We start from the raw sequence: 22,568 nt of genomic DNA, 5'->3' as shown, positions 1-22,568 counted from the left end.
TCCTTACTGAACTAGACAAGTATACGCCGTTTTTTGCGTAATCATCTGCCTTGCTTTGTTTAAATCTTTTTCGTTTTTAAATGACACACAGAGAATCCCAAAAATGTCATCTCTTGTTTCAATAATTTTAATATTAATTAAACTTATCCCTTCAGAAGCTAGAACACCTGTTACTTCTGCGATTGCACCTGGGTGATCTGGGACGTTAATGTATAAATCATGGAAGCCTGGAATACTGCCTTCTTGATGAACTGGGATACTTTCACGAATCCTTCTCGCTTCATTAAAAAATGAAAAAATAGCTGCTTCATCTGAATTCATCAAATACTCTTTAAACTCAAGAAGCGCTTCAAGCCAATGATTGATTTCATCTTGAAGAATCTCCCCATTACTTAATGAAATATCTGTCCACATTCTCGGGTCAGATGAGGCAATTCGAGTAATATCTCTAAAGCCTCCTGCTGCCAATTTTCTTGACAGAGGATACGTCGTCATTAGTGACTCTGCTTCATTAACTAAAAGAGAAGCAATCACATGTGGCATATGACTTAAGACTCCTGTTATTTGATCATGTTCTTTGGCTGTCAACTCAACAAATTTCGCCTGAGTTCCTACTAATAACTCTTTTAAAGAAGACATCTCTATAACTTGAGGGTTTCCTTCTGATACTAAGATATAAAAAGCATTTTCAAATAAATCTTTATCTCCTGCTAAAAAGCCTGATTTATGAGATCCCGCCATAGGATGACCACCAATAAACGTTGTATGTGGTGTAAATAAGCGCTTAGCTTCTGTCATCACATCTTGTTTTGTACTACACACATCCGTAATGATAACCGTTGATTTTAGTGAACAGTATGCTAATTCTTGCATTAATTCTAGGGTAACTAAGACAGGCGTACATAAAAAAATGACATCAGCCTGACTAGCTCCCTCTCTTAAATTTAAGAAATAGTTATCTAAAACACCTATTTTTTTTGCTCCCTCTAACTCTTCTTTAGAGTGGCTAAATCCAGAAATAGTGGTGTCTGGGTGACTCTTTTTAATGGCTAAACTAAGTGATGCTCCAATTAGACCGACACCGATCATAAGCACATGTTGCGCTTTTTCCATATTCGAGACCTCCTCTTTTTAATAGTTAAGAGTATAGTCGCGATAACGTTTCACTTCTATCTGCATCGCTTTGAAAGAATCACTTTCAAATTTATCTAACATAGCTTTAGCAATCTCAATAGCTACCATAGCTTCAGCAACAATACTTGCAGCTGGAACAGCTGAACTATCAGAACGTTCCACACTAGCTTTGTATACTTCCTTTGTATCAATATCAACAGATTGAAGAGGTTTGTACAGTGTTGGAATAGGTTTCATCACACCACGAACCACGACAGGCATCCCATTTGTCATACCACCTTCAAATCCACCTAAATTATTACTTGTTCTCGTGTAACCTGCTTCTTTACTCCAAATAATTTCATCCATTACTTCACTACCGTATAAACGAGCCGCCTCAAAACCAACACCAAATTCCACACCTTTAAAGGCATTGATGGATACGATTGCTTGAGCAATTTTACCGTCTAACTTAGCATCCCACTGGGTATGACTTCCAAGTCCAATTGGAACTCCTCCAACAACAACTTCAACAACGCCACCAATGGTATTTTTATCTGCTTTGGTTTGATCTATTTTAGCTTTCATCTCTTCTTCAATGGCTTCATCGACACAACGAACCACAGATTGCTCTGCTCGCTCTTGAATCTCTTTCACAGTCATATTATCCGGGATATTTCCACGAACCCCACCAATTTCTAACACGTGACTAGCCACATCTATCTCAAGAGCAGCTAATAACTGTTTACAAATTGAGCCTACTGCGACACGCATTGCTGTTTCTCTTGCAGAAGAACGCTCTAACACATTTCTTAAATCATCATGGTCATACTTAATGCCACCTACTAAATCAGCATGTCCTGGTCTTGGTTTAGATAAACGGCGCATTTTTTTCGCTCGTTTATCTACTGGTTCAATCCCCATAACGGTCTCCCAATTTTTAAAATCATCATTTTTAACGATTAATGTAATTGGAGAGCCTAATGTTTTGCCATGTCTAATGCCTGAGGTGATCTCTACCGTGTCTGTTTCAATTAACATACGGCCTCCTCGACCATAACCACCTTGTCTTCTCTTTAAATCCTGATTAATCTGTTCAACCGAAATGGGAATTCCCGCTGGTAACCCATCAATAATCGTTGTTAACTCTGGTCCGTGTGATTCTCCTGCTGTTAAATATCTCATGGGTAAATTCCTCTTTTCCTTTTTATGAACGTGACAAGTAATCTGTCATCTCTTCTAATTGAATGGTCTCAATAAATGCTTCACCAATTTCTTTTAATACAATTAATTTGATTTGGTTGCCTCTTGTTTTTTTATCATGGGTTAGAGCTTGATACATTTTTTCTTCATCCCAATTCTCTAATCCAGTTGGTAAATGAAAGGTCTCAAGTAGTTGAACTAACTTGTCTAAAGTTCCGACTTGAGTTAAGCCTTTATCTTCTGCCACTTTAGTCAGTTGGCACATGCCAATAGCAACTGCTTCTCCGTGGCTAACAACACCATAGCCTTGTGTTTGTTCAATTGCATGACCAATGGTATGTCCAAAATTAAGCAATAAACGTACACCATGGTCTTTTTCATCTTGTTCCACAACTTGTCTTTTGATATTACAACAAGCATAGATAATAGCTTCTGCATTCTCTAAGGCTTCGTATTCATCTGCCATCTCACTTAAAAAATGCCATAATTCTTTATCTAAAATAGCAGCTGACTTAACAACTTCTGCCAATCCTTCTCTGAGTCGTCTGTCTTCTAAGGTTTCTAATGTCATTGGATCAATCAAAACACCATCTGGTTGCGCAAAACTTCCCACTAAATTCTTAGCAAGACTTGTATTCACAGCTGTTTTCCCACCGATACTACTATCAACTTGGGCTAAGAGAGTTGTTGGGATTTGCAAGAAACTCAAGCCTCGCATATAGGTTGAAGCGACAAATCCACCTAAATCCCCAACAACGCCACCACCTAAAAGAATAATGCCATCTTTTCGTGTCATTCCTTTTTCAGCAAGGTAGTGATATAACTTTTCAGCTTGTAATAAACTTTTACTTTCTTCACCTGGTGGAACCGTCACAAGAGACGTGTTAAACCCTTTTTCTTCAATTGATTTAAGAACCGACTCTCCATATAAAGAAGCGACTGTTTCATCAGAAATAATCACGATTTGTCGATTATCCCAAAGACTAGCAACCCAATCTCCTACTTGAGATAAACGATTTTTTTCGATGACTAACTCATAAGCGTTATCTGGTAATTTAACTTGTAGTTGCATCTTGTTCACTCCTTAAATCTTTTCTCTAATTAGTTTGACTTCTTTCATGGCTTTTTCCATCACGTGAATTTGTTCCATCATATTCAGGTAACGTTTTTCATTTAGACTTTGTTGGCCATCTGACCATGCTTTATTAGGTTCTGGATGGATTTCAACGATCATGCCAGATGCGCCACTAGCAACACCTGCTACTGCCATTGGTGTCACGTAATCCCAGACACCCACTCCGTGACTTGGATCCACAATAATTGGGAAATGGCTTAATTTTTGAATAACAGGAACTGCACTTAAATCCAATGTGTTTCGCGTCGCTGTTTCGTATGTTCTAATACCTCGTTCTACAAAGATGACTTTTTGATTACCACTTGCTGCAATGTATTCTGCCGCATTTAACCACTCATCAATAGTGCCTGAGATGCCTCGTTTTAAAGCCACTGGCATTCCAGTTTTTCCAACTGCTTGAAGAAGCTTAAAGTTTTGCATATTTCGTGCACCAATTTGTAAAATATCAGTGTATTTAGCCACTAATTCTAAATTCGCTTCATCCATTACTTCTGTAATAACTTTCATATCAAACTTGTCTGCTGCTTCACGAATGTATTTCAGACCTTCTTCTTCTAAACCTTGAAATGCGTAAGGAGATGTTCTTGGTTTAAAAGCCCCTCCACGTAATACAGTGGCTCCACCAGCTTTAGCGATTCGAGCACACTCCATTATTTGATCCAACCCTTCAATCGAACAAGGTCCAGCCATTGTCACAAAAGCCTCCTCGCCACCAATTTTTAAGCCATCTACATCAACGACTGTATCTACTGGATGGAACTGACGAGACGTTAATTTATAAGTACTCGTTACTTTTACCGTATCGGCAACACCATCAAACCCTCTAAACGGCACATCAATCATTTTTTCAGTGTCTCCAACTAAGCCAATCACCGTTTGGTCTTTTCCTTCACTTAGATGAACTTCTAATCCTACTTCTTTTACACGTTTGATAACTGCTTCTACTTGTTCTTTTGTGGCACCTTGCTCCATAATAATAATCATGTCTAATTCTCCTTTTTCTTTTCCATTAATTGTTCTATGTCTTGTAATAAGCTTTTAACTGGCAGGTCTTTTTGAGTCATCAAGTTAAAAGCTAATGCACCTTGATGAACTAACATACCTAAACCGTTTATTGTTTTAATGCCTTTGTCATTCGCTTTCTTAAGCCAACGTGTTTCAAGGGGGTGATAAATTAAATCAACTAAAACGTGTTGCTTGGTTACCTTTGAAAAATCATCAAACGGCATTCTGTCATCTTTCCCCATACCAAGCTGTGTCGCATTAACAATAATGTCACTTTTCTCGATGACTTGGTTTCTCTTGCCATCATCATTAAAATCATGTAAAACAATCATGGCTTGCGTTTTTCTTGCAATTTCTTGTAGTTCTATCTCTTGTTGTTTGTATGTTTCGTTTTTTCGCTTAAAGACATTTATTTCTTTCGTACCAAGGAGAGCACACTGGCAAATAATAGCTCTTGCTGCTCCTCCAGCACCTAGTATCATCAAGCTTTTTCCTTCTATGGAAACATCCTTTTCTTTAAGGCTTTCAATGAACCCAAGTCCATCAGTGTTACAGCCAATTAACTGACCCTTCTTTTGAACAATTGTATTCACATTTCCAATAAGTGCTGCTACTTCTGATACGGTGTCACAAGCGTCATAGGCTTGCTTTTTATAAGGCATAGAGATATTAACCCCTAGCATATTAAAGAGTTTCACTGTTTCTAACGTCTGTAAAAAATCTTGTCTTTCTACTTCAAAAGCAAGATAAACAGCGTCAACTCCTGTTTGTTGATACCCATAATTGTGAATCATTGGTGATAAACTATGTTTAATCGGATTAGCAATAACGCCTGCTAATCTGGTATAACCTGATATTTCTTGTTTCATTGTTTCTCCTTTCTAATTACAAAATAAAAGACGATAACTTTTCATAGATTGATACAACAAATCTAAAGTTACCGTCTTTTTTGAATATAACTATTATCATAAAAGAAAAGCCCCGATAGATTTATTTATCTACGGGGCCTTTAAAGTCAAATTAAAGTTCTCTAGCCTCATAGATACAAACTGTTTGTCGTTTGTATCCATGTCACATGGTTACAAACTTGCTCTATAAAAGCTAAAGTAAAAGTTATTCAATTGTGAGATTAGACGCTTAATGATTTGGTTCATGTCTGCCACTCCTACAATCTATTTAATAATTGAACACAGTATACCCATAAAAAAAAATCTTGTCAATTTATTTTTCAAAAAATGTTTTTTTGATATAATACTCTCAAAGGAGGCTTCAATAGTGAATAAGAAACTAATCATCATCTCCATTGACGCTCTAGGCGCTATGGATATAGAGTTACACAAAGACAAGCTACCTACTTTGTCACAACTAATTGATGAAGGTAGTCACGTCGAAAAAGTTAAAGGAATCTACCCAACACTAACATATCCCTCTCATGTTACCTTAATGACAGGTGAATATCCAAAAAAACACGGTGTTGTAAACAATACAAAAACGCAAGCAACAAGGCTATCTCCAGATTGGTTCTGGTACGATAAGGAAATTAAAGTTCCTACACTTTATTCTACTGCTAAAGATGAAGGACTAAAAACCGCTGCCTTTTTATGGCCGGTTACTGCAAGTAGCTCGATTGATTATAATATTGCAGAAATTTTTCCAAATCGTATTTGGACTAACCAAGTAATGATTTCCTTAAAAGCAAGCTCTCCTTTATTTTTACTAAAAATGAATCAGAAATATGGTCATTTAAGAAAAGGGATCATGCAGCCCTACTTAGATGAGTTTATCACTGCTTGTGCTGTTGACACCATTGAGCATTATCAACCAGACTTAACCCTTATCCATTTAGTTGATATGGATAGTATGCGACATGCTTATGGCGTTCAGTCAGAAGAGGCAATCGAAGCCTTGAAAAGACAAGATGATCGTCTAGCTAAAATTATCCAAGCAACAAAAGATAATGGCACTTTTGAATCAACAAACTTTGTTGTTTTAGGAGATCATTATCAAATTGATGTAGATACCATGATTAAGCTAAACACTCTATTTGTTAAAAAAGGTTGGGCAGAAGCTAAACCAAATGGTGGGATCAAAAATAATTGGCAAGTTTATGCCAAAAGTTGTGATGGGTCAACTTATATTTATTGTAAAAAGAATAGCTCCGTTGATCCTAAAGACATTTACAATGAAATCAACAACTTAGAAGGCATTGAAGCTATTTATACATCTGAAGAAAGTGACAAAATGGGAGCAGATCCAAATGCTACTTTCATGGTAGAAGCTAAAGCTGGTTATTATTTCACTGATGAAATCACAAGGCCTCTTTTTGAGAAAGTGACCAAAGAAGCTATTGGTCAGCCAAATCACTACTTCGGTATTCATGGGTCTCACCCAGATAAACCTCAATATGAAACAACTGTTTGTTTCTTCGGTCCTGACATCAAAAAAGGGCTTAAAATTCCAACAGCTAATTTAGTAGATGAAGCACCCACATTTGCTAAATTATTAGGATTGAAACATTTCCCAATAACTGTTTCTGGACAGATTATTAAAGATATTTTCAACTAAAAAAAAGAATGGAAATTTAAGCTTGTTAGGCTTAGATTACCATTCTTTTTATATTAGTGAGTTTGTCCACCCACAATAGCTAGATCTGCTTTACCATCAAAGGCAACAATTGCTTCAATAGCAGCAACAATTCCTCTAGTAATATCTTCTAAACTCATAGCAGGCATACCCGGTCTTTCTACCACTTGTTCTGGTAAGAAAGGCACATGCATGAATCCAGCTTTCGCTTTTGGAAATGCTGTGTGAGTTAAGTAAAGACCTTGGTACATAATGTGGTTACAAACGAAAGTTCCTGCTGTATTAGAAACAGATGCTGGTAAGCCAACTTGTTTCATCGCAGTTACCATTGCTTTAACAGGTAATTGCGAGAAGTAAGCTACTTCACCATCTTCTTTAATAACGACATCAATTGGTTGGTTTCCTTCATTATCTGGGATACGAGCGTCATCTAAGTTGATAGCAACACGTTCTGGTGTTAAATCAAAACGACCACCAGCTTGCCCAATGTTTAAAACATAATCCACATCGTGTTCTTTCATTGCTTGAGCCATAACCTCAGCACTTTTGTTAAAAACAGTTGGGATTTCTAATTTAATAATTTGCGCGCCTGAAATTTCCTCAGGTAAACGTTTCACTGCTTCAATTGCAGGATTCATAATATCTTGTCCGAATGGATCAAATCCAGTTACTAAAATTTTCATCATAAACTTCCTTTCTTTTATTAAAATGCCCAGAAGTACATCAAGGCAATATGCGCAATAATCATGATAACAGCAATTCTCGCTTGCTCTTTAATCACTCCGTTAGGGTTTTCCATCTCTAGAAGTGACGCAGGTAAAATGTTAAAGTTGGCTGCCATTGGTGTTAATAGAGTACCACAATACCCAGCTGTTAAAGCAAGAGCGCCTGCAATAGCTGGATCTGCTCCTTGAGCAATAACAAAAGGTATTCCGACTCCAGCTGTAATCACAGTGAACGCCGCAAAGCCATTTCCCATAATCATGGTGAAAACAACCATACCAAGAACATAAGCAATCACACCAGCTAATTTGTTCCCTTCTGGTACAAAACCACCAATCATTTGAGAGATCACATCGCCTACACCAGCAACAGTAAAGATAGCTCCAAGTGCAGCTAATAATTGAGGTAAAATACCTGATGTTCCCATTGCTTGAATCATTCGGTCACTTTCTTTGATAATGTGTTTTGGTTTTGATTTAAAAATAATCATAGCTAACACAATACCTACGATAGAAGCCACACCGATTGCTGATTTACTTGATAAAGGAATGAAAAAGGCTAATAGAACTGACACTACAGCTAAAGATAAAACAGGAATAAAGATTTTATTACCATATTTTTTAGCATCTTTTTCTAATTCTTCTTGATTGAAGGGTTCAAATTGACTGATTTCAAATTGTCTAAATAATGAAATCACCCCTAATAAAACAACAAGTAGACCGTTAACTGCGTTAGGCAATACTTTTCCTAACATGAACAAAGCTCCCAAGTCTAGCCAAAAAAGTGCTGAACCAATTCGTTTTGAGTTGTTTGTGTCTTTAAATACTTTGTATGCTGTGTAAACCAATTGTAACCCAACTAAAACAAAGAAAAACTCTAATAGATTATTAAAAAATGTCTCCATTATTTCTTATCTCCTTTGTTTTTGTATTTTCTTGCTAATTTATTATCAAACATTTTGTTTGAAAGAACTCCAATAACAATCATGATTAATGCTACTGGGATAGAAGCTTTAACAATATCTAATCCAGATACTTTATACCCCATAGAATCTAAAGTCCCAACGATTAATAACACACCAGCCGCACTAATAAATGTGTTTTGACCAAAAAAGTTACCATAGTTATCCATAGCAGCAGACTTAGCCTTAATAGTTTCTTTGTCTTTTGCATCAAGTTCACCGTATTTTGCTTCAGCAGAGGCTTCTGCCATTGGTTGAACAAGTGGGCGTACAAATTGTGGATGTCCACCTAAACGGATTGAAAATGCTCCCGCTAATTCTCTGACAATTAAATAAATAGATAAGAAAGTTCCCGTTGTGAGTCCCTTAACCTTTTTGATTAAGTTAACCGCTTGTTCTTTCAAACCATGAGATTCTGCTAAACCAATTAATGGCAACGTTAAAAAGAAAATCGTTACAATTCGTTGATCAACAAAAGCCTTTCCTAATTCTTCTAAAAATTGGACAGGTGTAATTCCTGACACTAGTGCTGTTGCAAGACCTGCTACAACAACTACTGCAATCGTATCAAATTTAAAAATAAATCCTAAAACGATTATGACGATACCGATCAATTTGATCCATTCCATCAATGTTTCTCCCCTTTGTAATAAGTTTGTAAAAATAATAATAGTTATAAGTTTACTATACTTTTTCACAAAAATAAAAATAAAATCACAGGGTTTATTATTTTTACTTTTTTCTACTCCTTTATTGTGTTTAGTAAACAAACAGATAAAGAATCATTAATCAACATATACAAAAACAATCGACAAGAAAACTTTTTCATAATTTTTTCGTTTAATACTTACTTTTTATCTATCTTATTAATAAGTACGTTAGAAATATGTTTCCATTTGAAACATTCATTTAGACGCTACATTAAAAAAGAGAGGTTGATTTTGTATGACACATCCTTATTTGACAGGAAAACACATTTTATTGCGTCCAATTGAATCACCTGATTTAGATATCCTTGTAAAGTTTGAAAATGAATCAGATAGTCGCTTGTATGGAGATGATGATGTTCCTTATCCCGTGACAGTCACTCAATTAGAAACGTTTATCAAAAGCAATGAAGCTGGTTACAACTTTGCGATTTGTCGAATAGACAACAAAGAACTGGTTGGCTCGATTGCTCTTTACGGTGTTAACTATCAAAATAGCACTTGCGAGATAGGTCTAACCTTGACTAAAACTCAAAGTAATCAAGGATTTGGTAGTGAATCAATCGAACTACTAATGGATTTCATTTTTATGTACATGCCTCTTAACAAAATTAAGCTACAAGTTTTTGGATTTAATACAAAAGCTATAAGACTTTATGAACGTCTTGGTTTTGTCCATGAAGGAACGTTAAAACAAGAGATTTTCCGTTTTGGTACCTTTCAAGATTTAGAAAATTATGCCTATTTTAGACATATGTGGGAATCAAAAAAAGAAACACCAGAAAATGATTAACATTTCTGGTGTCTCTTTTTAAAATTGATACGTTAAAATTGGATTTCTTGCTGCTTGAGTCTCGTCAACACGCTTGATAAGCGTATTAACAGGCGCATCTTTAATAGCTTGTGGGTTACTATAAGCTTCTTGGTGAATCGCTTTAAAGACGGCAATCACTTCATCTAATGTTTCTTTGCTTTCTGTTTCAGTTGGTTCAAGCATTAACGCTTCTTTCACCACATCTGGGAAATACATGGTTGGTGGATGCATGCCGTTATCAAGCAGAGCTTTTGACACATCTAAGGCAGTTACACCTGTTTCTTTTTTCAGTTTATCTAATGACATAACAAACTCATGCATACAAGGTCCTTCATAGGCCATATCATAGAAGTCTTTCAACTCATGACGCATGTAATTGGCATTTAAAACTGCTGTCTTAGACGCTTGTGGAATGCCTTCTTTCCCTAAGAAAAGAATATACGTTAACGCTCTAACAACAATGGCGAAATGTCCATAAAATGTTTTGACACTACCAATCGATTTTTCTGCTGTTTCAAATTCAAATTGATCGCCGACTTTTACCACATGGTTATTAGGCAAGTACGGCATCAAAATTTCTTTACAACCAATCGGACCAGAACCAGGTCCACCACCACCATGAGGCGTTGAAAATGTTTTATGAATATTTAAGTGAACCACATCAAATCCCATATCCCCAGGACGAACTGTTCCCATAATCGCATTTAGATTAGCCCCATCATAATAGCAAAGTCCCCCGGCTTCATGAATAATTTGAGTGATTTCAATAATATCGTACTCGAATAATCCAACAGTACTAGGATTTGTTAACATCAGTCCTGCTGTATCATCTCCCACAACTTCTTTTAATTTCTCTAAATCAACACGTCCATTAGCTTTAGATGGAATATTAATTGTCTCGTAATCAACCATAGAAGCTGTCGCTGGATTCGTTCCATGAGCTGAATCAGGGACAATAATTTTATTACGTTTTATATCCCCTCTGTCTTCATGATACGCCTTGATTAACATAATTCCAGTAAGCTCTCCTTGAGCTCCTGCTGCGGGTTGGAAAGTCATGGCATCCATTCCAGTAATTTCACCTAACAGAGTCTCAGCTAAATGAAATACTTCAAGAGAACCTTGAACTGTATCAAGTGGTTGTAAGGGATGGATTTGACTAAAATTAGGTAAATTAGCCATCTCATCATTAATCTTTGGATTATATTTCATTGTACAAGAACCAAGTGGATAGAAACCATTATTAACACCAAAACTATTATCAGCTAATTTCGTGTAATGACGACTCATATCAACTTGTGAGATTTCTGGTAATCGTAAATCTTGTTTTCTGACAAATTTTTCTGGTAATGCAACTTCTTCAACATCTAAAGCAGGAATAAAATCATTTTGTCTGCCTGTTTGACTTCTTTCAAATACTAATTTCATCCGTTAGTAACCTCCTTTAGCGTTGATACTAATTGGTCAATATCTTCCTTCTGACATAATTCAGTGACACACCACAATAGATTTCCTTCTACAGGTAAACCACCTAAAACCCCTTTTTCTTGCAGTTTTTTAGTCAATTCTGTTGCTTCTATGGGAGTTGTGGTCACAAACTCATGGAAAAACTCTGATGAGTAGACTAAATCAAAGCCGCCAATTTCTGCTAATCGTACTTGCAAATAGTGCGCTTTACTGTAGCACTGCTCTGCAACTTCTCTTAAACCATTTGGCCCCATTGCTGATAAGTAGACACTTGCTGTTAAAGCACAATGAGCTTGATTCGAACAAATATTTGAAGAGGCTTTTTCACGGCGAATGTGTTGTTCTCTAGCTTGGAGCGTTAAAACAAAGGCTCTTTCTCCATCTTTATCAACGGTTTGTCCCACAATTCGCCCTGGTAATTTTCTCATCATTTTTTCAGTGGTTGCCATAAATCCAAGGTAAGGTCCACCAAAGTTCATCGGTAAGCCTAAAGGTTGCCCTTCACCTGTTGCAATATCAGCTCCACATTCAAAAGGTGTTTTTAAGACTGCTGTTGTAATAGGGTTAATTCCCATAATCATTTTACTCTTGTTCTCATGAACTAACTCACTGATGACCTCGCACTCTTCTAGGCAACCATAAAAGTTTGGCTGTTCCACATAAAAGCAAGCTGTTCCCTCATCCATTAAAGATACCAAAGCTTCTTTATCTGTGACACCATCTTTGGCTGGTACAATGACAACTTCTGTCCCCATAGCATGACAATAGGTTTGAATCGTTTGAATTGTCATCGGATGACTTGTAGCTGATACCAGTGCTTTCTTACGACGACGATCAATACACATATTAACAGCCTCCGCTGCAGCACTAGATCCGTCATAAACTGACGCATTAGAGACTGGTAAGCCAGTTAACTCAGTTACCATCGTTTGAAACTCAAAAATAGATTGCAGAATCCCCTGGCTAATCTCTGCTTGATAAGGCGTATAGGCAGTCAAAAATTCTTCTTTTGACGTAATTTGTTTCACAATTGATGGGATATAATGATTGTATGAACCTGCTCCTCTAAAAATAGAAGAAAATACTTGGTTTTTTTTAGCTAAACTTTCCATAATACGACGAACTTCTACCTCTGATTTGCCACTTGGAATGTTTAACTCCTTAATCTTAAGCTCTTCAGGAATCTCTTCAAATAACTCCTCAACACTTGTTAAGCCAAGGATATTAAGAATTTCCTTTTGTTCATCTTTGCTTGAAGGAATGTAATTATATTTCCCCATCTAATTTACGCCTCCTCTTCAACTACTTTGTTATAGTCCTCAAGATTCAACAATTCTTCTTTATCAGTAATATTACTTACTTCAAATAACCAGTTTTCAAATGGCGCTTCATTAACGCTTTCTGGAGCATCTTCTAATGCATCATTTATTTTTGAAATCGTTCCTGTAAAAGGAGTATATATATCAGAAACAGTTTTCACAGATTCAACTTCTGCTACTTGGTCTCCTTTAGATACTTCTTGGTCAACTTCTGGAAGCTCAACGAACACGATATCTCCTAATTGCTCTTGAGCAAAATCTGTAATTCCTACAAGTGCGGTTGTTTCATCAATAAATTTTACCCACTCATGAGTTGCTAAATAGTTAATTTCTGCTGGTCTTGACATAACAAATTTCCTCCTAAAAAAGTATCTTATTTTTTATAAAAAGGCATTGGAACAACTTCAGCCTTAATTCTTCTTTTACGTACTTCAACTTCAACTTCTTGGCCAATACTTGATTTATCTTTATCAATAAGAGCCATGGCAATGGCATAACCTAAGTAAGGAGCATGAGTCCCTGATGTACTAATACCGATTTCTTTTCCATCAGCAAAAATCAGTGCGTCTTCTCTAACGATTCCCTTACCTGTAATTTTTAAGCCAACTCGAACACGTTCAGGCTCGCTATTTTCTAAAGCTGCCTTTCCAAAAAAGTCATCTTTATTTAGTTTAACTGCAAACTTTAAGCCAACTTGAAGAGGTGTAATATCTGAAGACATTTCATGACCATATAAAGGCATACCTGCTTCAAGACGTAAGGTATCTCTTGCCCCTAGACCACAGGGCGTAATACCGAATTCTTCACCTGCCTCAAAGACTAAATCCCAAATAGTAGCAATATCTTCAGCCTTTGTATAGAGTTCAAAGCCATTTTCACCCGTGTAACCTGTTTCTGATAAATCAACAGGAATCCCATGAATCAAAATGCCTTCTTTAAACGTATAATATTTTTCAGGAAAATCTTCTGCTTTAACTAACTTTTCAAGGGTCGCTTTAGCTTTAGGTCCTTGAATCGCAATTAAGCCTGTCTCAGCACTTTTATCAATCGCTCTAACATCTCCTGAAAGTTTTGAAGTGATCCAAGCGAAGTCTTTCTCCTTGTTAGAAGCATTAACGACTGCCATGAACTTGTCATCATGATATTTATACAAAATCAAGTCATCAATGATGCCACCTTCTTCATTACACATTAAGGTATATTTAATCTGGCCAAAGACCATATCCTTAAAATCATTCGTAAAAAGCTGTTGAACGTTCGTTAATGCGTCGCTTCCCTCAATGATAATTTCACCCATATGAGAGACATCAAACACGCCTACGCTTTCACGTACTGCTAAATGTTCTTTTACTAATCCAGTGTCAGCGTATTGAACAGGTAAGAGATAACCACCAAAAGGGATTATTTTCCCCTTTAAATCAACATGTTTTTGATAAAGTGGTGTCTTTTTGTCCATTAATCATTTCCCCTCTCTATACAATCATTTGCTTTAAAACTTGTGATGCTTAACTAAATAATAACATATTTCAATTGATATAAAAGCAAAAATGAGTTTTTCTTTAATGTTCGTTTTTATTTTATATTTTAAGTGCTAATTATAAAAAAAGAGACTCAACATTCTTTATTCAAGAACATTGAGTCATAACTTTAGTTAATAGTCTTTTTTTAAGCTTTTTTTGAAAACGTTTTATAAACGGAAATGCCACTGATTATTAATAATCCAAATAGAATACTTAAGGCTACTTTAGCCCCAATACTTGTCCCTACTTGATAATCTGAATTAGATTTTTGGAAAACATCTAGTATGATAGCGACAAAAGAGGTAGAGATAGCTCCCATAAACTGTTGTAATGTACTAAAAATAGCATTTCCATCATCTTGTTCATTCGTTTTAATTGATGACAAACCAACTGTCATCACATTACTATAAGACAAGCCTACACCAATCATAAAGATCACGTGACAAGTTGTGATTAAGATCATATTACTTGTTTGAATTACTAAAATTAAACCAAGCCATCCAAGAGATGCTGCTGCAATCCCAATTCCAATCGGTTTCTTAAAGCCAAATTTATCCAACATTTTACCTGAGATTGGTGCAAACAAAGCCCCTGTTAACGCTCCCGGGAACATCATTAGACCTGCTCGTGATGCTGGTACATCTGAAACGATTTGAATATAGTTTGGTAAAACAAAAGAAACACCTAACAATAAAATTTGATAAACTAAAAAGGATAACAAATAGATAGTAAACATCTTGTTAGAAAAAACAGAAAGATTTAACAAAGTTTTTTCTTTGTTAGCTTTGTAGAACATCATACCTGCGATTAAACCTACCACAAGAGATGCCCAACCGAATGGTGATTGTAAGTAGCTAAAGAAGAATAATAAACCTGTAAACATCACAGATAGATAAATAGCTGCTTTGGTATTGATGGTATCAACTTTCTCTTTGTGTTCTTTGGGTATCGCATATAAACCAATAACTGTCGAAATAATTAAAATCGGAATCAGTAATAAGTAAATGTACTTCCAATTTAATTGAGTGGTAAGAATCCCCCCGTATGTTGGTCCCATAGCAGGAGCAATTGAAGTGGTTAAGTTACCAATCCCAATCATCATTCCTCTTTTTTCTAAAGGAACTTTGGTTAAAATAATGTTAAACATTAAAGGTAAAGCAATCCCTGTTGCAACCCCTTGTAATAAGCGTCCTAGTAATAACATACTGAATGAAAAAGCAAACGCATCAATCAGTACACCACCAATAAAGAAAACGCTTGAAGCCATAAATAGTTGGCGCTTACTGTAATTTTTAATCAAATACGATGATAGAGGCACAACGATTGAAATCATCAATAGATAGATGGTGGTTACCCATTGTACCTGACTCGTGGTGATACTAAATTCCTCAATTAAAGTGGGGAATGTCACATTCATTGCTGTTTCAATTAAGACCCCGGCAAAAGCCATCATTCCCGTAGCAAGAACGGCTAAATTAACATGAAATCGTTTTTCTTGTTCCATAATTCTCTCCTTTACACGTAAAAAAAAGAGACAAAATTCATCAATAATGATAAATTTCGCCTCTCTCTCGACACAAATTACTTTGTGTTATCTGTACGATTTATTCCTCTTTATTTTAAAAGAAGAAAAATTAAATGTCAAGAAATAAAAGTTTTTTTTACTTTTAATTTACTCAACATACGCCAGTCGGTAAGATACTGTTCTTCCAAAAGGAAATACTTGAATGTCTTTCAAACGATCTGATGCTAAATAACCAACCGATCCTTGATAAAGCGGCAATACTGCTGCATCTTCTTCAATCAAGATTTTTTCCAAATCTAACAGTTTATCCCAACGTTTTTCTGGAGTTTGTGCTAAATCAAAACGAGCTTCTTTTAACCCTTCATCATAAGCAGGATTGTTATATTTAGCCGTATTTAACCCACCTTTAGAATCATAAAACTCTAAAAAGTTAATCGGATCTGCATAATCTGGTGTCCAAGTCCCAAATACTAAATCAAACTCACCTTTATTTTGGAAGTCTAAACGATTTTGTAAAGGCATTGATTTCAAGGTAATTGTTAAGCCAGGTAAATTTTGTTGCAGTTGACCTTGAACATATTCAATAGTTTTCTTAGCTGTCCCAGAATCTGCTGACATGAGTCCTAACTCTATCTTGTCTTTTCCTAATTCTTTTTTAGCTAATTCCCAGTTCTTTTGAGATTCTTTCACATTATATGAAAGCAACTCTCCATTTTCTTTTCTAAAATCCTCTTTTGTTTTAGGATTTGTTGCAAAGTTTTCTGGAACAAATCCATTTAAGGCTAATGAGCCATCTCCAAGGACCTCTTTTGCAAATTGTTCTTTGTCGATTGCTTGTAAGAAAGCTTTTCTCACATGAACATTACCCGTAACTTCTCGTTTTTGATTAGGACTTAAATAGCCAACTAAAGCTTTTGGTACAAAATGAGCTTGCGGAGAATCTTTGTATTCTTGGGCATATGTATCACTTAAAGTCGTATAATCCACGTCTCCTGCTTCAAATAGTTGCACACCTGTTGCTACTTCTTTAACCACTTGCACATTGATTTTTTCTAGCTTAACGTTTTTAGCGTCCCAATAGGAGTCGTTTTTAACCAGTTCCCAAGAGTCATTCGTCCCGCTCCAACCCGTTACAAGAAAAGGTCCATTTCCTACAAAATTATCTGAACTAGTTCCATACACTGTTCCTTTTTCTTTAGCAAACTTAGCATTTTTAGGCATAAATGGAGTTCCAACTAACACTTGATCTAAATAAGGTACAGGGTATTCTAAACTTAATTCAAGAGTCTTGTCATCTAGTGCTTTTACACCAAAATTGTCTAACTTGTCTTTTCCTTCTCGAATAGCACGCCCATTTTTAAAGATATCCATTTGATTACTACTTGTTGAGCCGTAATCTGGGTTAATTACTTGTTGAAACGATAAAACAAAGTCTTCAGCTTTCACATCATCGCCATTAGACCATTTGGCATCTTTTCGAATCTTAAATGTATACACTAAGCCATCTTCACTAATAGTTGGCTCCTCACTTGCCATAGCAAGCTCAGGTCGTCCTTCTTTATTTAATCGATACAACCCTTCCATTGATTGACCAATCATATCTGAGCTGTTGACATCAGAATAAAGCCCACTATCTAAAGTAGAGAGTTCACCTGAAGAAACCACACTAATCTCCTGTTTAGGTTTACTTTTGTCTCCTGTTTGGCTCTCTTGTTTGTTAGAACCACATCCTACTAATAAAAATAAACTACTTGCTAATAACAACCATCCTTTTTTATTCATGTCGATTCCTCCAATTATAACTCATTAACAACAAACTCAAACATACGACGCTCGTGGGCAAATTCTTCAAAGTAAAAATCAGGATGCCACTGAACACCTAGTAAACGCTTCTTAGGATCACTACTTTCAATGCCTTCAACAATGCCATCTTCACTGACGGCTGTCATCACTAAGCCTTTTCCAAGATCTTTAATACTTTGGAAATGGAATGAATTAACTTTTGTTGATAAGCCGTATACCTGACTCAATAAACTGTTTGCTTCAATGGTTACTTCATGGGTTGGAACTTCACGTGGAATAGGATCCTGCATGTGCCTAACAACTTCAATTTCACGCCTACTTAGGTCTTGATACAAACTACCACCTAAATACACATTCAGTAGTTGTAACCCTCGGCAAACGGCAAAAATTGGCTTTTCTTGGGCAATGGCTTCTTCTATTAATGCCATCTCAAACTCATCACGTCTTGTTAACATCAAACTTTCATCAAATTCTCGTTCTTCTCCGTAAAGGGCAGGGTTTACGTTTTGACCACCTGTTAAAATAAGCTTATCTATCTGACTAATATAAGTCTTTGCATCTTCTTTACCTGAAACAGGAATTAATAGAGGTAAGCCTCCTGCTTGTTGTACCCCTCTTGCGTAGCCTGCCGGTAAGTAATTAATCGGCAAATGATGCAACTTATCTCCTGAATCTTCTGTTTCGTTTAAAGAAATACCAATCACTTGTTTTTTCATCTAATCTTCCTCATCTTTTGATTTTATATAAAGTTTGTTTTCTAGATAGATAAACAACAACACTGATGGTCTTCACATTCCTGTACAGATTTGTCCTGCCATTTTAAATACACACGACGAAAATAAAAAGTCTGTGTCTTGTTTTTCATAAAAACCACCTCTTCATATAGTATCACCAAAGGTCGAAAAGAATATTTCTCATCTTTCTTTAATGTATTGAGAAAAATAGTATCAAATTACTTTTAATAAGTCAATCTTTTCCTTTTTTTAAAATAACACTTTTCTATAAAAAATAAAAAAAGGGGCGAAATATAAAAACAACTTTCGTCCCTTTTACATCTCACACCTTTTAGCATTAATCAGCTTATTACTTCGCTTTTTTCATTTGTTTACTTCTTAATTGACCACATGCGGCATCAATGTCTGAGCCAAACTCTTGTCGAACGACACAGTTTACGCCTCTTTTTTTCAAGATATCATAAAAAGCTAAGATATCCTCTTTTGTACTTCTTTGATACTCATCATGTTCACTTACTGGGTTATATGGAATTAAATTGACATAAGAAAGTTTCTTCTTATTTTTTAATAATTCTGCTAATTGTTCTGCATGTTCTGGCAAATCATTAACTTTTGACAACATGATATATTCAAAAGTAATTCGGCGATTGGTTTCTTCTAAATAATAATCAACGGCATCCATCAAGCGCTCAATTGGATAAGCCTTGTTAATCACCATCATACGAGTCCTCACTTCATTATTAGGAGCATGAAGTGAAATAGCTAAGTTAACTTGCATAGGTTCTTTAGCAAATTGCTTAATTTTTGGAACTAATCCACTCGTTGAAACAGTCATGTGTCTTGCACCAATATTTAAACCTTTTGAGTCATTCATAATGTTTAAGAATGATAGCACATTTTGATAGTTATCAAAGGGCTCTCCTATTCCCATAACAACTATATGACTTACTCTCTCATCTAGTTCTCTATTATCAAAGTAATGTTGAACTTGCATAATTTGGGCGACAATCTCGCCAGCTGTTAAATTGCGTTGCTTTTTCAAGAGGCCACTAGCACAAAATGAACAACCGATATTACAGCCAATTTGTGTAGTAACACAAACAGATAACCCGTATTTTTGACGCATCAATACTGTTTCAATCATATGCTTGTCTTCTAATTCAAATAAATACTTAACAGTGCCATCATTTGATTCTTGAACCACAATTTCATTTAAAGGATTAATGATAAAATGTTCTTCCAAACAAGCAATTGTGGCTTTTGATAAGTTTGACATGTCACTAAATTCACGAACTCTTTTAACGTACAACCAATCCCAAATTTGCGTCACTCTAAACTTCTTCTCATTATGTTCAACTAGCCATTTAGCCAACTCTTCTTGAGTCAGTCCATAAATTGATGGTTTCATTTTTATATTCCTACTTTCTCCACTTTGTACACTTTGTACACTTTATCACTATAAAACATTCACAAAGTCTTTGCAATGCTCTTAAGCTATTTTTAATCCTAGATTTAACAAAAACAACTAACTATTAAGAATACTAGCTTCTCATAGTTAGTTGTTTATTTTCAGGTCATTTTTTTAAGTTTTTTAAGGCTTCTCTTTTGGCTAAAGGTGTTAGGTCCGTTTGGTCCACAAAAGAAATCACCCACTCTGGATTAACTTTACTATATTGTCTTAAAGACCAGCCAATTGCCTTTTGAATAAAAAACTCTTCTGTCTTAAGATCTTTCAAAATCGCTTTTTCTAAAAGTTGTGTGTCTGTCTGCTCTTTTTCCATTAATTGTAAGGTGATACCGATGCGTCTCATCCAAAAATCATTATGGCTATAAAAGAAATCAAACACCATTTCCTTATCAGCCCTATGTTGTTTAATGTAGAGGCTATATATCTTACGCCAAGCGTCTACTGTATCCCACCAAGGTCTATCCAAAATGAGAGAGGACAGAGATTTAAGTTCTCTCCAAGACAGTCGTTTAATATTTGCTTCACACATATCAATAGCGACATTTTGATACTCACGTTCGTGGCGAGAATATAATTTTCTTACTAGTTCTTCAAGCTCTTTTAAAGACATTTGTTTACTTTCTTTTATTAACTCTTTACTTTGATTTTTTCTATCGGGGGATTTAACACCAACAAATGGAAATTGATTTCTCATGTATTTTGCCATAGCCACTGCGTTGTCCTTTTGCCCTATTAACATAAATTCAGTCATTTCTTACGCCCCATTTCGTTAAAAGTAATTGTCATGGTTGTTCCCACGTCTTTTTCAGATGCCACTGTAATCCCGTGATCCAATCTGCTTAATACTTTTTTTACCAAATAAAGTCCCATTCCAGTTGCCTCTCGTTGATTACGCCCTGTATTTCCTGTAAAAAAAGGATTAAAAATGCGTGGTAAATCCTTTTTCTCAATTCCAATCCCATAATCTTTCAGACTTAGCTCACATGTGTTTTTGGTCATCCTTGAGGTTATCATCAGTCTTGATTCATTTTTTTTCGTATACTTAATGCTATTTAAAAGTAGTTGAGTCAGACAAAAAGCAAGCCATTTTCTATCTGTTTCAATGACAATCTGCTCATCTATTTCAAGTTTTGGAAAGACTTGATGGCGAATAAGATTTCTTTTTTGTTCATTAATCACTTGAGTAACTAGTTGTTTGAGGTTAACTTGCTCAATCATAAAATCTTGATTAAATGAATCTATCCGAGCCATATTAAGAGCAAGATTTAGACCTTCTTTCATACGATCCGTTTCTTCTAACAAACTATGTTTATCCAACTCTCCCCCGTCAACCATCAATTCAATAACAGCTAACGGCGTTTTCATCTGGTGAACCCATTGATACATAAAATGTTGATGCTCTTCTAGTGCATATTTCTGTTCCTGAATGACTTGGTAATAATAGAGGTGTTCCTTATTAAGTAACTCATAAACATTCCTTGATAAGTTACTTGAATCTTCCTGGACTTGCTCAAAATTCACCCGTACTTCTTTAGATTCCATTAATTGATATAACTTTTTTTGTCTTAAGTACGTAATACCTAAAAATAAAACCACACTTAGTAGTGTCAGTAAACACGCATAAATTAATAATTTAGTATCACGATAGCCATCTAACCACATGATTCCCACAACTAAGCTAATACTTGTAATCAAACTAATGAGATAGAGACTTTGATTTTTTAGAAATTCTTTCATCTGACTCTCCTATCCATTAAATGACTAAACGATAACCTTTTCCACGGACTGTTAACACACTTTCTTCTAAATCCATTTGAGCCAATTTTTTTCTTAAACGTGTCATATTAACTGAAAGTGTATTATCATCGACAAAACTCTCATCATCCCAAATCTCACCTAATAGCTCTTGTCTTGAGACAACATCAGGATAATTGGACATCAAGACTTTTAGTAGCTGCCCTTCTTTTAAGGACAACGTTTCTTGTTTTTCCTTAACTACCATCTCTAATCGATCGGGAAAATAAGTCATTTCTTTGACAGTTAGACTACTTTCTTCTTTGACTACGGCATACTCCCCGTAAGCTCTTCTTAAGTGACTTTTGACTTTAGCAAGTAACAAATCATATGAAAAAGGCTTAACGATATAATCATCCCCACCGTACTCTAGAGCTAGAACTTGGTCCATCTGACTATCTCTTGCTGAGAGAAAAATAATCGGACATTTTGTCAATTGACGCAATTGTTTAGTCCAATAAAACCCGTCAAATACAGGTAAGTTAACATCCATTAGAATCAAATCTGGTGCAATTGACTTGAAATAATCAAGTAAATTTTTGAACTCTGTTGGAACAAATACCTCATAACCATACTTTTCTAAGTGGCTTTTAATTAAATGACTTAATTTACTATCATCTTCCACTAACAAAATCTTCATACGTGCCTCCACCTTCTTTATTAGTATCAGTTTACTATAGTTTAGAGAACTCTC

General features: G+C 35.6%; 21 protein-coding genes. 2 read left to right on the top strand and 19 right to left on the bottom strand.

What is annotated here, in order from left to right:
- Positions 1-3: 3 nt before the first annotated feature.
- The 5 genes from DOK76_RS06800 to aroE are packed head-to-tail and all read right to left on the bottom strand — an operon-like array spanning position 4 to position 5,325.
- Positions 4-1,113, bottom strand: a complete 1,110-nt coding sequence (locus DOK76_RS06800) for a prephenate dehydrogenase (RefSeq protein ID WP_206966106.1) — start codon at positions 1,111-1,113, stop codon at positions 4-6.
- Positions 1,114-1,131: 18 nt separating this feature from the next.
- Complete coding sequence (gene aroC, locus DOK76_RS06795) at positions 1,132-2,298, bottom strand: chorismate synthase (RefSeq protein WP_206966104.1); 1,167 nt, start codon at positions 2,296-2,298, stop codon at positions 1,132-1,134.
- A 22-nt stretch (positions 2,299-2,320) separates the two neighbouring features.
- Positions 2,321-3,388 carry a 3-dehydroquinate synthase gene (aroB, locus tag DOK76_RS06790; protein WP_206966102.1) on the bottom strand — a complete coding sequence of 356 codons (1,068 nt, stop codon included), beginning with the start codon at positions 3,386-3,388 and terminating at the stop codon, positions 2,321-2,323.
- A gap of 12 nt (positions 3,389-3,400) precedes the next feature.
- Entirely contained in the window at positions 3,401-4,435 is a 1,035-nt protein-coding gene (gene aroF / locus DOK76_RS06785) for a 3-deoxy-7-phosphoheptulonate synthase (protein WP_206966100.1), read from the bottom strand.
- 2 nt (positions 4,436-4,437) lie between these two features.
- Positions 4,438-5,325 carry a shikimate dehydrogenase gene (gene aroE, locus DOK76_RS06780; protein WP_206966098.1) on the bottom strand — a complete coding sequence of 296 codons (888 nt, stop codon included), beginning with the start codon at positions 5,323-5,325 and terminating at the stop codon, positions 4,438-4,440.
- A gap of 403 nt (positions 5,326-5,728) precedes the next feature.
- Here aroE and DOK76_RS06775 point away from each other — a divergent pair, with 403 nt between their 5' ends.
- Positions 5,729-7,021 carry an alkaline phosphatase family protein gene (locus tag DOK76_RS06775; RefSeq protein ID WP_370590112.1) on the top strand — a complete coding sequence of 431 codons (1,293 nt, stop codon included), beginning with the start codon at positions 5,729-5,731 and terminating at the stop codon, positions 7,019-7,021.
- Positions 7,022-7,074: 53 nt separating this feature from the next.
- Here DOK76_RS06775 and pcp read toward each other — a convergent pair whose 3' ends face one another.
- From pcp to DOK76_RS06760, 3 genes are read right to left on the bottom strand one after another with little or no spacing between them, the layout of a single operon-like run.
- Entirely contained in the window at positions 7,075-7,722 is a 648-nt protein-coding gene (gene pcp / locus DOK76_RS06770; RefSeq protein ID WP_206966096.1) for a pyroglutamyl-peptidase I, read from the bottom strand.
- A 20-nt stretch (positions 7,723-7,742) separates the two neighbouring features.
- Positions 7,743-8,666: a DUF979 domain-containing protein gene (locus DOK76_RS06765; RefSeq protein ID WP_206966095.1), complete on the bottom strand. Its 924-nt coding sequence runs from the start codon at positions 8,664-8,666 to the stop codon at positions 7,743-7,745.
- A complete protein-coding gene (locus tag DOK76_RS06760) occupies positions 8,666-9,352 on the bottom strand; it encodes a DUF969 domain-containing protein (protein ID WP_206966093.1) in 687 nt (228 codons plus the stop codon). Before DOK76_RS06760 ends, DOK76_RS06765 begins: the two co-directional genes overlap by 1 nt.
- A 316-nt stretch (positions 9,353-9,668) precedes the next feature.
- On the opposite strand from DOK76_RS06760, the gene DOK76_RS06755 reads away from it, so the two are divergent.
- The gene (locus DOK76_RS06755; protein ID WP_206966091.1) at positions 9,669-10,223 is read left to right on the top strand and encodes a GNAT family N-acetyltransferase; all 555 of its coding nucleotides are present in this window, start codon (positions 9,669-9,671) and stop codon (positions 10,221-10,223) included.
- 18 nt (positions 10,224-10,241) lie between these two features.
- Here the strand turns inward: DOK76_RS06755 and gcvPB are convergent, their stop codons facing one another.
- The 11 genes from gcvPB to DOK76_RS06700 form a co-directional block, all read right to left on the bottom strand.
- Positions 10,242-11,672 (bottom strand): aminomethyl-transferring glycine dehydrogenase subunit GcvPB, encoded by a 1,431-nt coding sequence (gcvPB, locus tag DOK76_RS06750; protein ID WP_206966089.1) that lies wholly within the window; start codon positions 11,670-11,672, stop codon positions 10,242-10,244.
- On the bottom strand, positions 11,669-12,991 hold the full coding sequence (gene gcvPA, locus DOK76_RS06745; RefSeq protein ID WP_206966087.1) for an aminomethyl-transferring glycine dehydrogenase subunit GcvPA: 1,323 nt from the start codon (positions 12,989-12,991) through the stop codon (positions 11,669-11,671). Before gcvPA ends, gcvPB begins: the two co-directional genes overlap by 4 nt.
- A 5-nt stretch (positions 12,992-12,996) precedes the next feature.
- On the bottom strand, positions 12,997-13,377 hold the full coding sequence (gene gcvH / locus DOK76_RS06740) for a glycine cleavage system protein GcvH (RefSeq protein WP_206966085.1): 381 nt from the start codon (positions 13,375-13,377) through the stop codon (positions 12,997-12,999).
- 26 nt (positions 13,378-13,403) lie between these two features.
- A complete protein-coding gene (gene gcvT, locus DOK76_RS06735) occupies positions 13,404-14,486 on the bottom strand; it encodes a glycine cleavage system aminomethyltransferase GcvT (protein ID WP_206966083.1) in 1,083 nt (360 codons plus the stop codon).
- 209 nt (positions 14,487-14,695) lie between these two features.
- Positions 14,696-16,054 (bottom strand): MFS transporter, encoded by a 1,359-nt coding sequence (locus DOK76_RS06730; RefSeq protein ID WP_206966082.1) that lies wholly within the window; start codon positions 16,052-16,054, stop codon positions 14,696-14,698.
- Positions 16,055-16,222: 168 nt separating this feature from the next.
- Positions 16,223-17,857 carry a peptide ABC transporter substrate-binding protein gene (locus tag DOK76_RS06725; RefSeq protein ID WP_206966079.1) on the bottom strand — a complete coding sequence of 545 codons (1,635 nt, stop codon included), beginning with the start codon at positions 17,855-17,857 and terminating at the stop codon, positions 16,223-16,225.
- A gap of 14 nt (positions 17,858-17,871) precedes the next feature.
- Entirely contained in the window at positions 17,872-18,594 is a 723-nt protein-coding gene (locus tag DOK76_RS06720; RefSeq protein ID WP_206966078.1) for a gamma-glutamyl-gamma-aminobutyrate hydrolase family protein, read from the bottom strand.
- A 367-nt stretch (positions 18,595-18,961) separates the two neighbouring features.
- Complete coding sequence (gene rlmN, locus DOK76_RS06715; protein ID WP_206966076.1) at positions 18,962-20,020, bottom strand: dual-specificity RNA methyltransferase RlmN; 1,059 nt, start codon at positions 20,018-20,020, stop codon at positions 18,962-18,964.
- A 166-nt stretch (positions 20,021-20,186) separates the two neighbouring features.
- On the bottom strand, positions 20,187-20,831 hold the full coding sequence (locus DOK76_RS06710; protein ID WP_206966074.1) for a DNA alkylation repair protein: 645 nt from the start codon (positions 20,829-20,831) through the stop codon (positions 20,187-20,189).
- Positions 20,828-21,817 (bottom strand): sensor histidine kinase, encoded by a 990-nt coding sequence (locus DOK76_RS06705; RefSeq protein WP_206966072.1) that lies wholly within the window; start codon positions 21,815-21,817, stop codon positions 20,828-20,830. The genes DOK76_RS06710 and DOK76_RS06705 overlap by 4 nt, the downstream gene beginning before the upstream one ends.
- A 16-nt stretch (positions 21,818-21,833) precedes the next feature.
- The gene (locus DOK76_RS06700; protein ID WP_206966070.1) at positions 21,834-22,514 is read right to left on the bottom strand and encodes a response regulator transcription factor; all 681 of its coding nucleotides are present in this window, start codon (positions 22,512-22,514) and stop codon (positions 21,834-21,836) included.
- Positions 22,515-22,568: the final 54 nt, after the last annotated feature.

The organism is Candidatus Vagococcus giribetii, assembly GCF_017316185.1.
Lineage (GTDB): Bacteria > Bacillota > Bacilli > Lactobacillales > Vagococcaceae > Vagococcus > Vagococcus giribetii.
The sequence above is the reverse complement of the archived record's forward strand: the minus strand, read 5'-3'. Positions and strand labels throughout refer to the sequence as shown.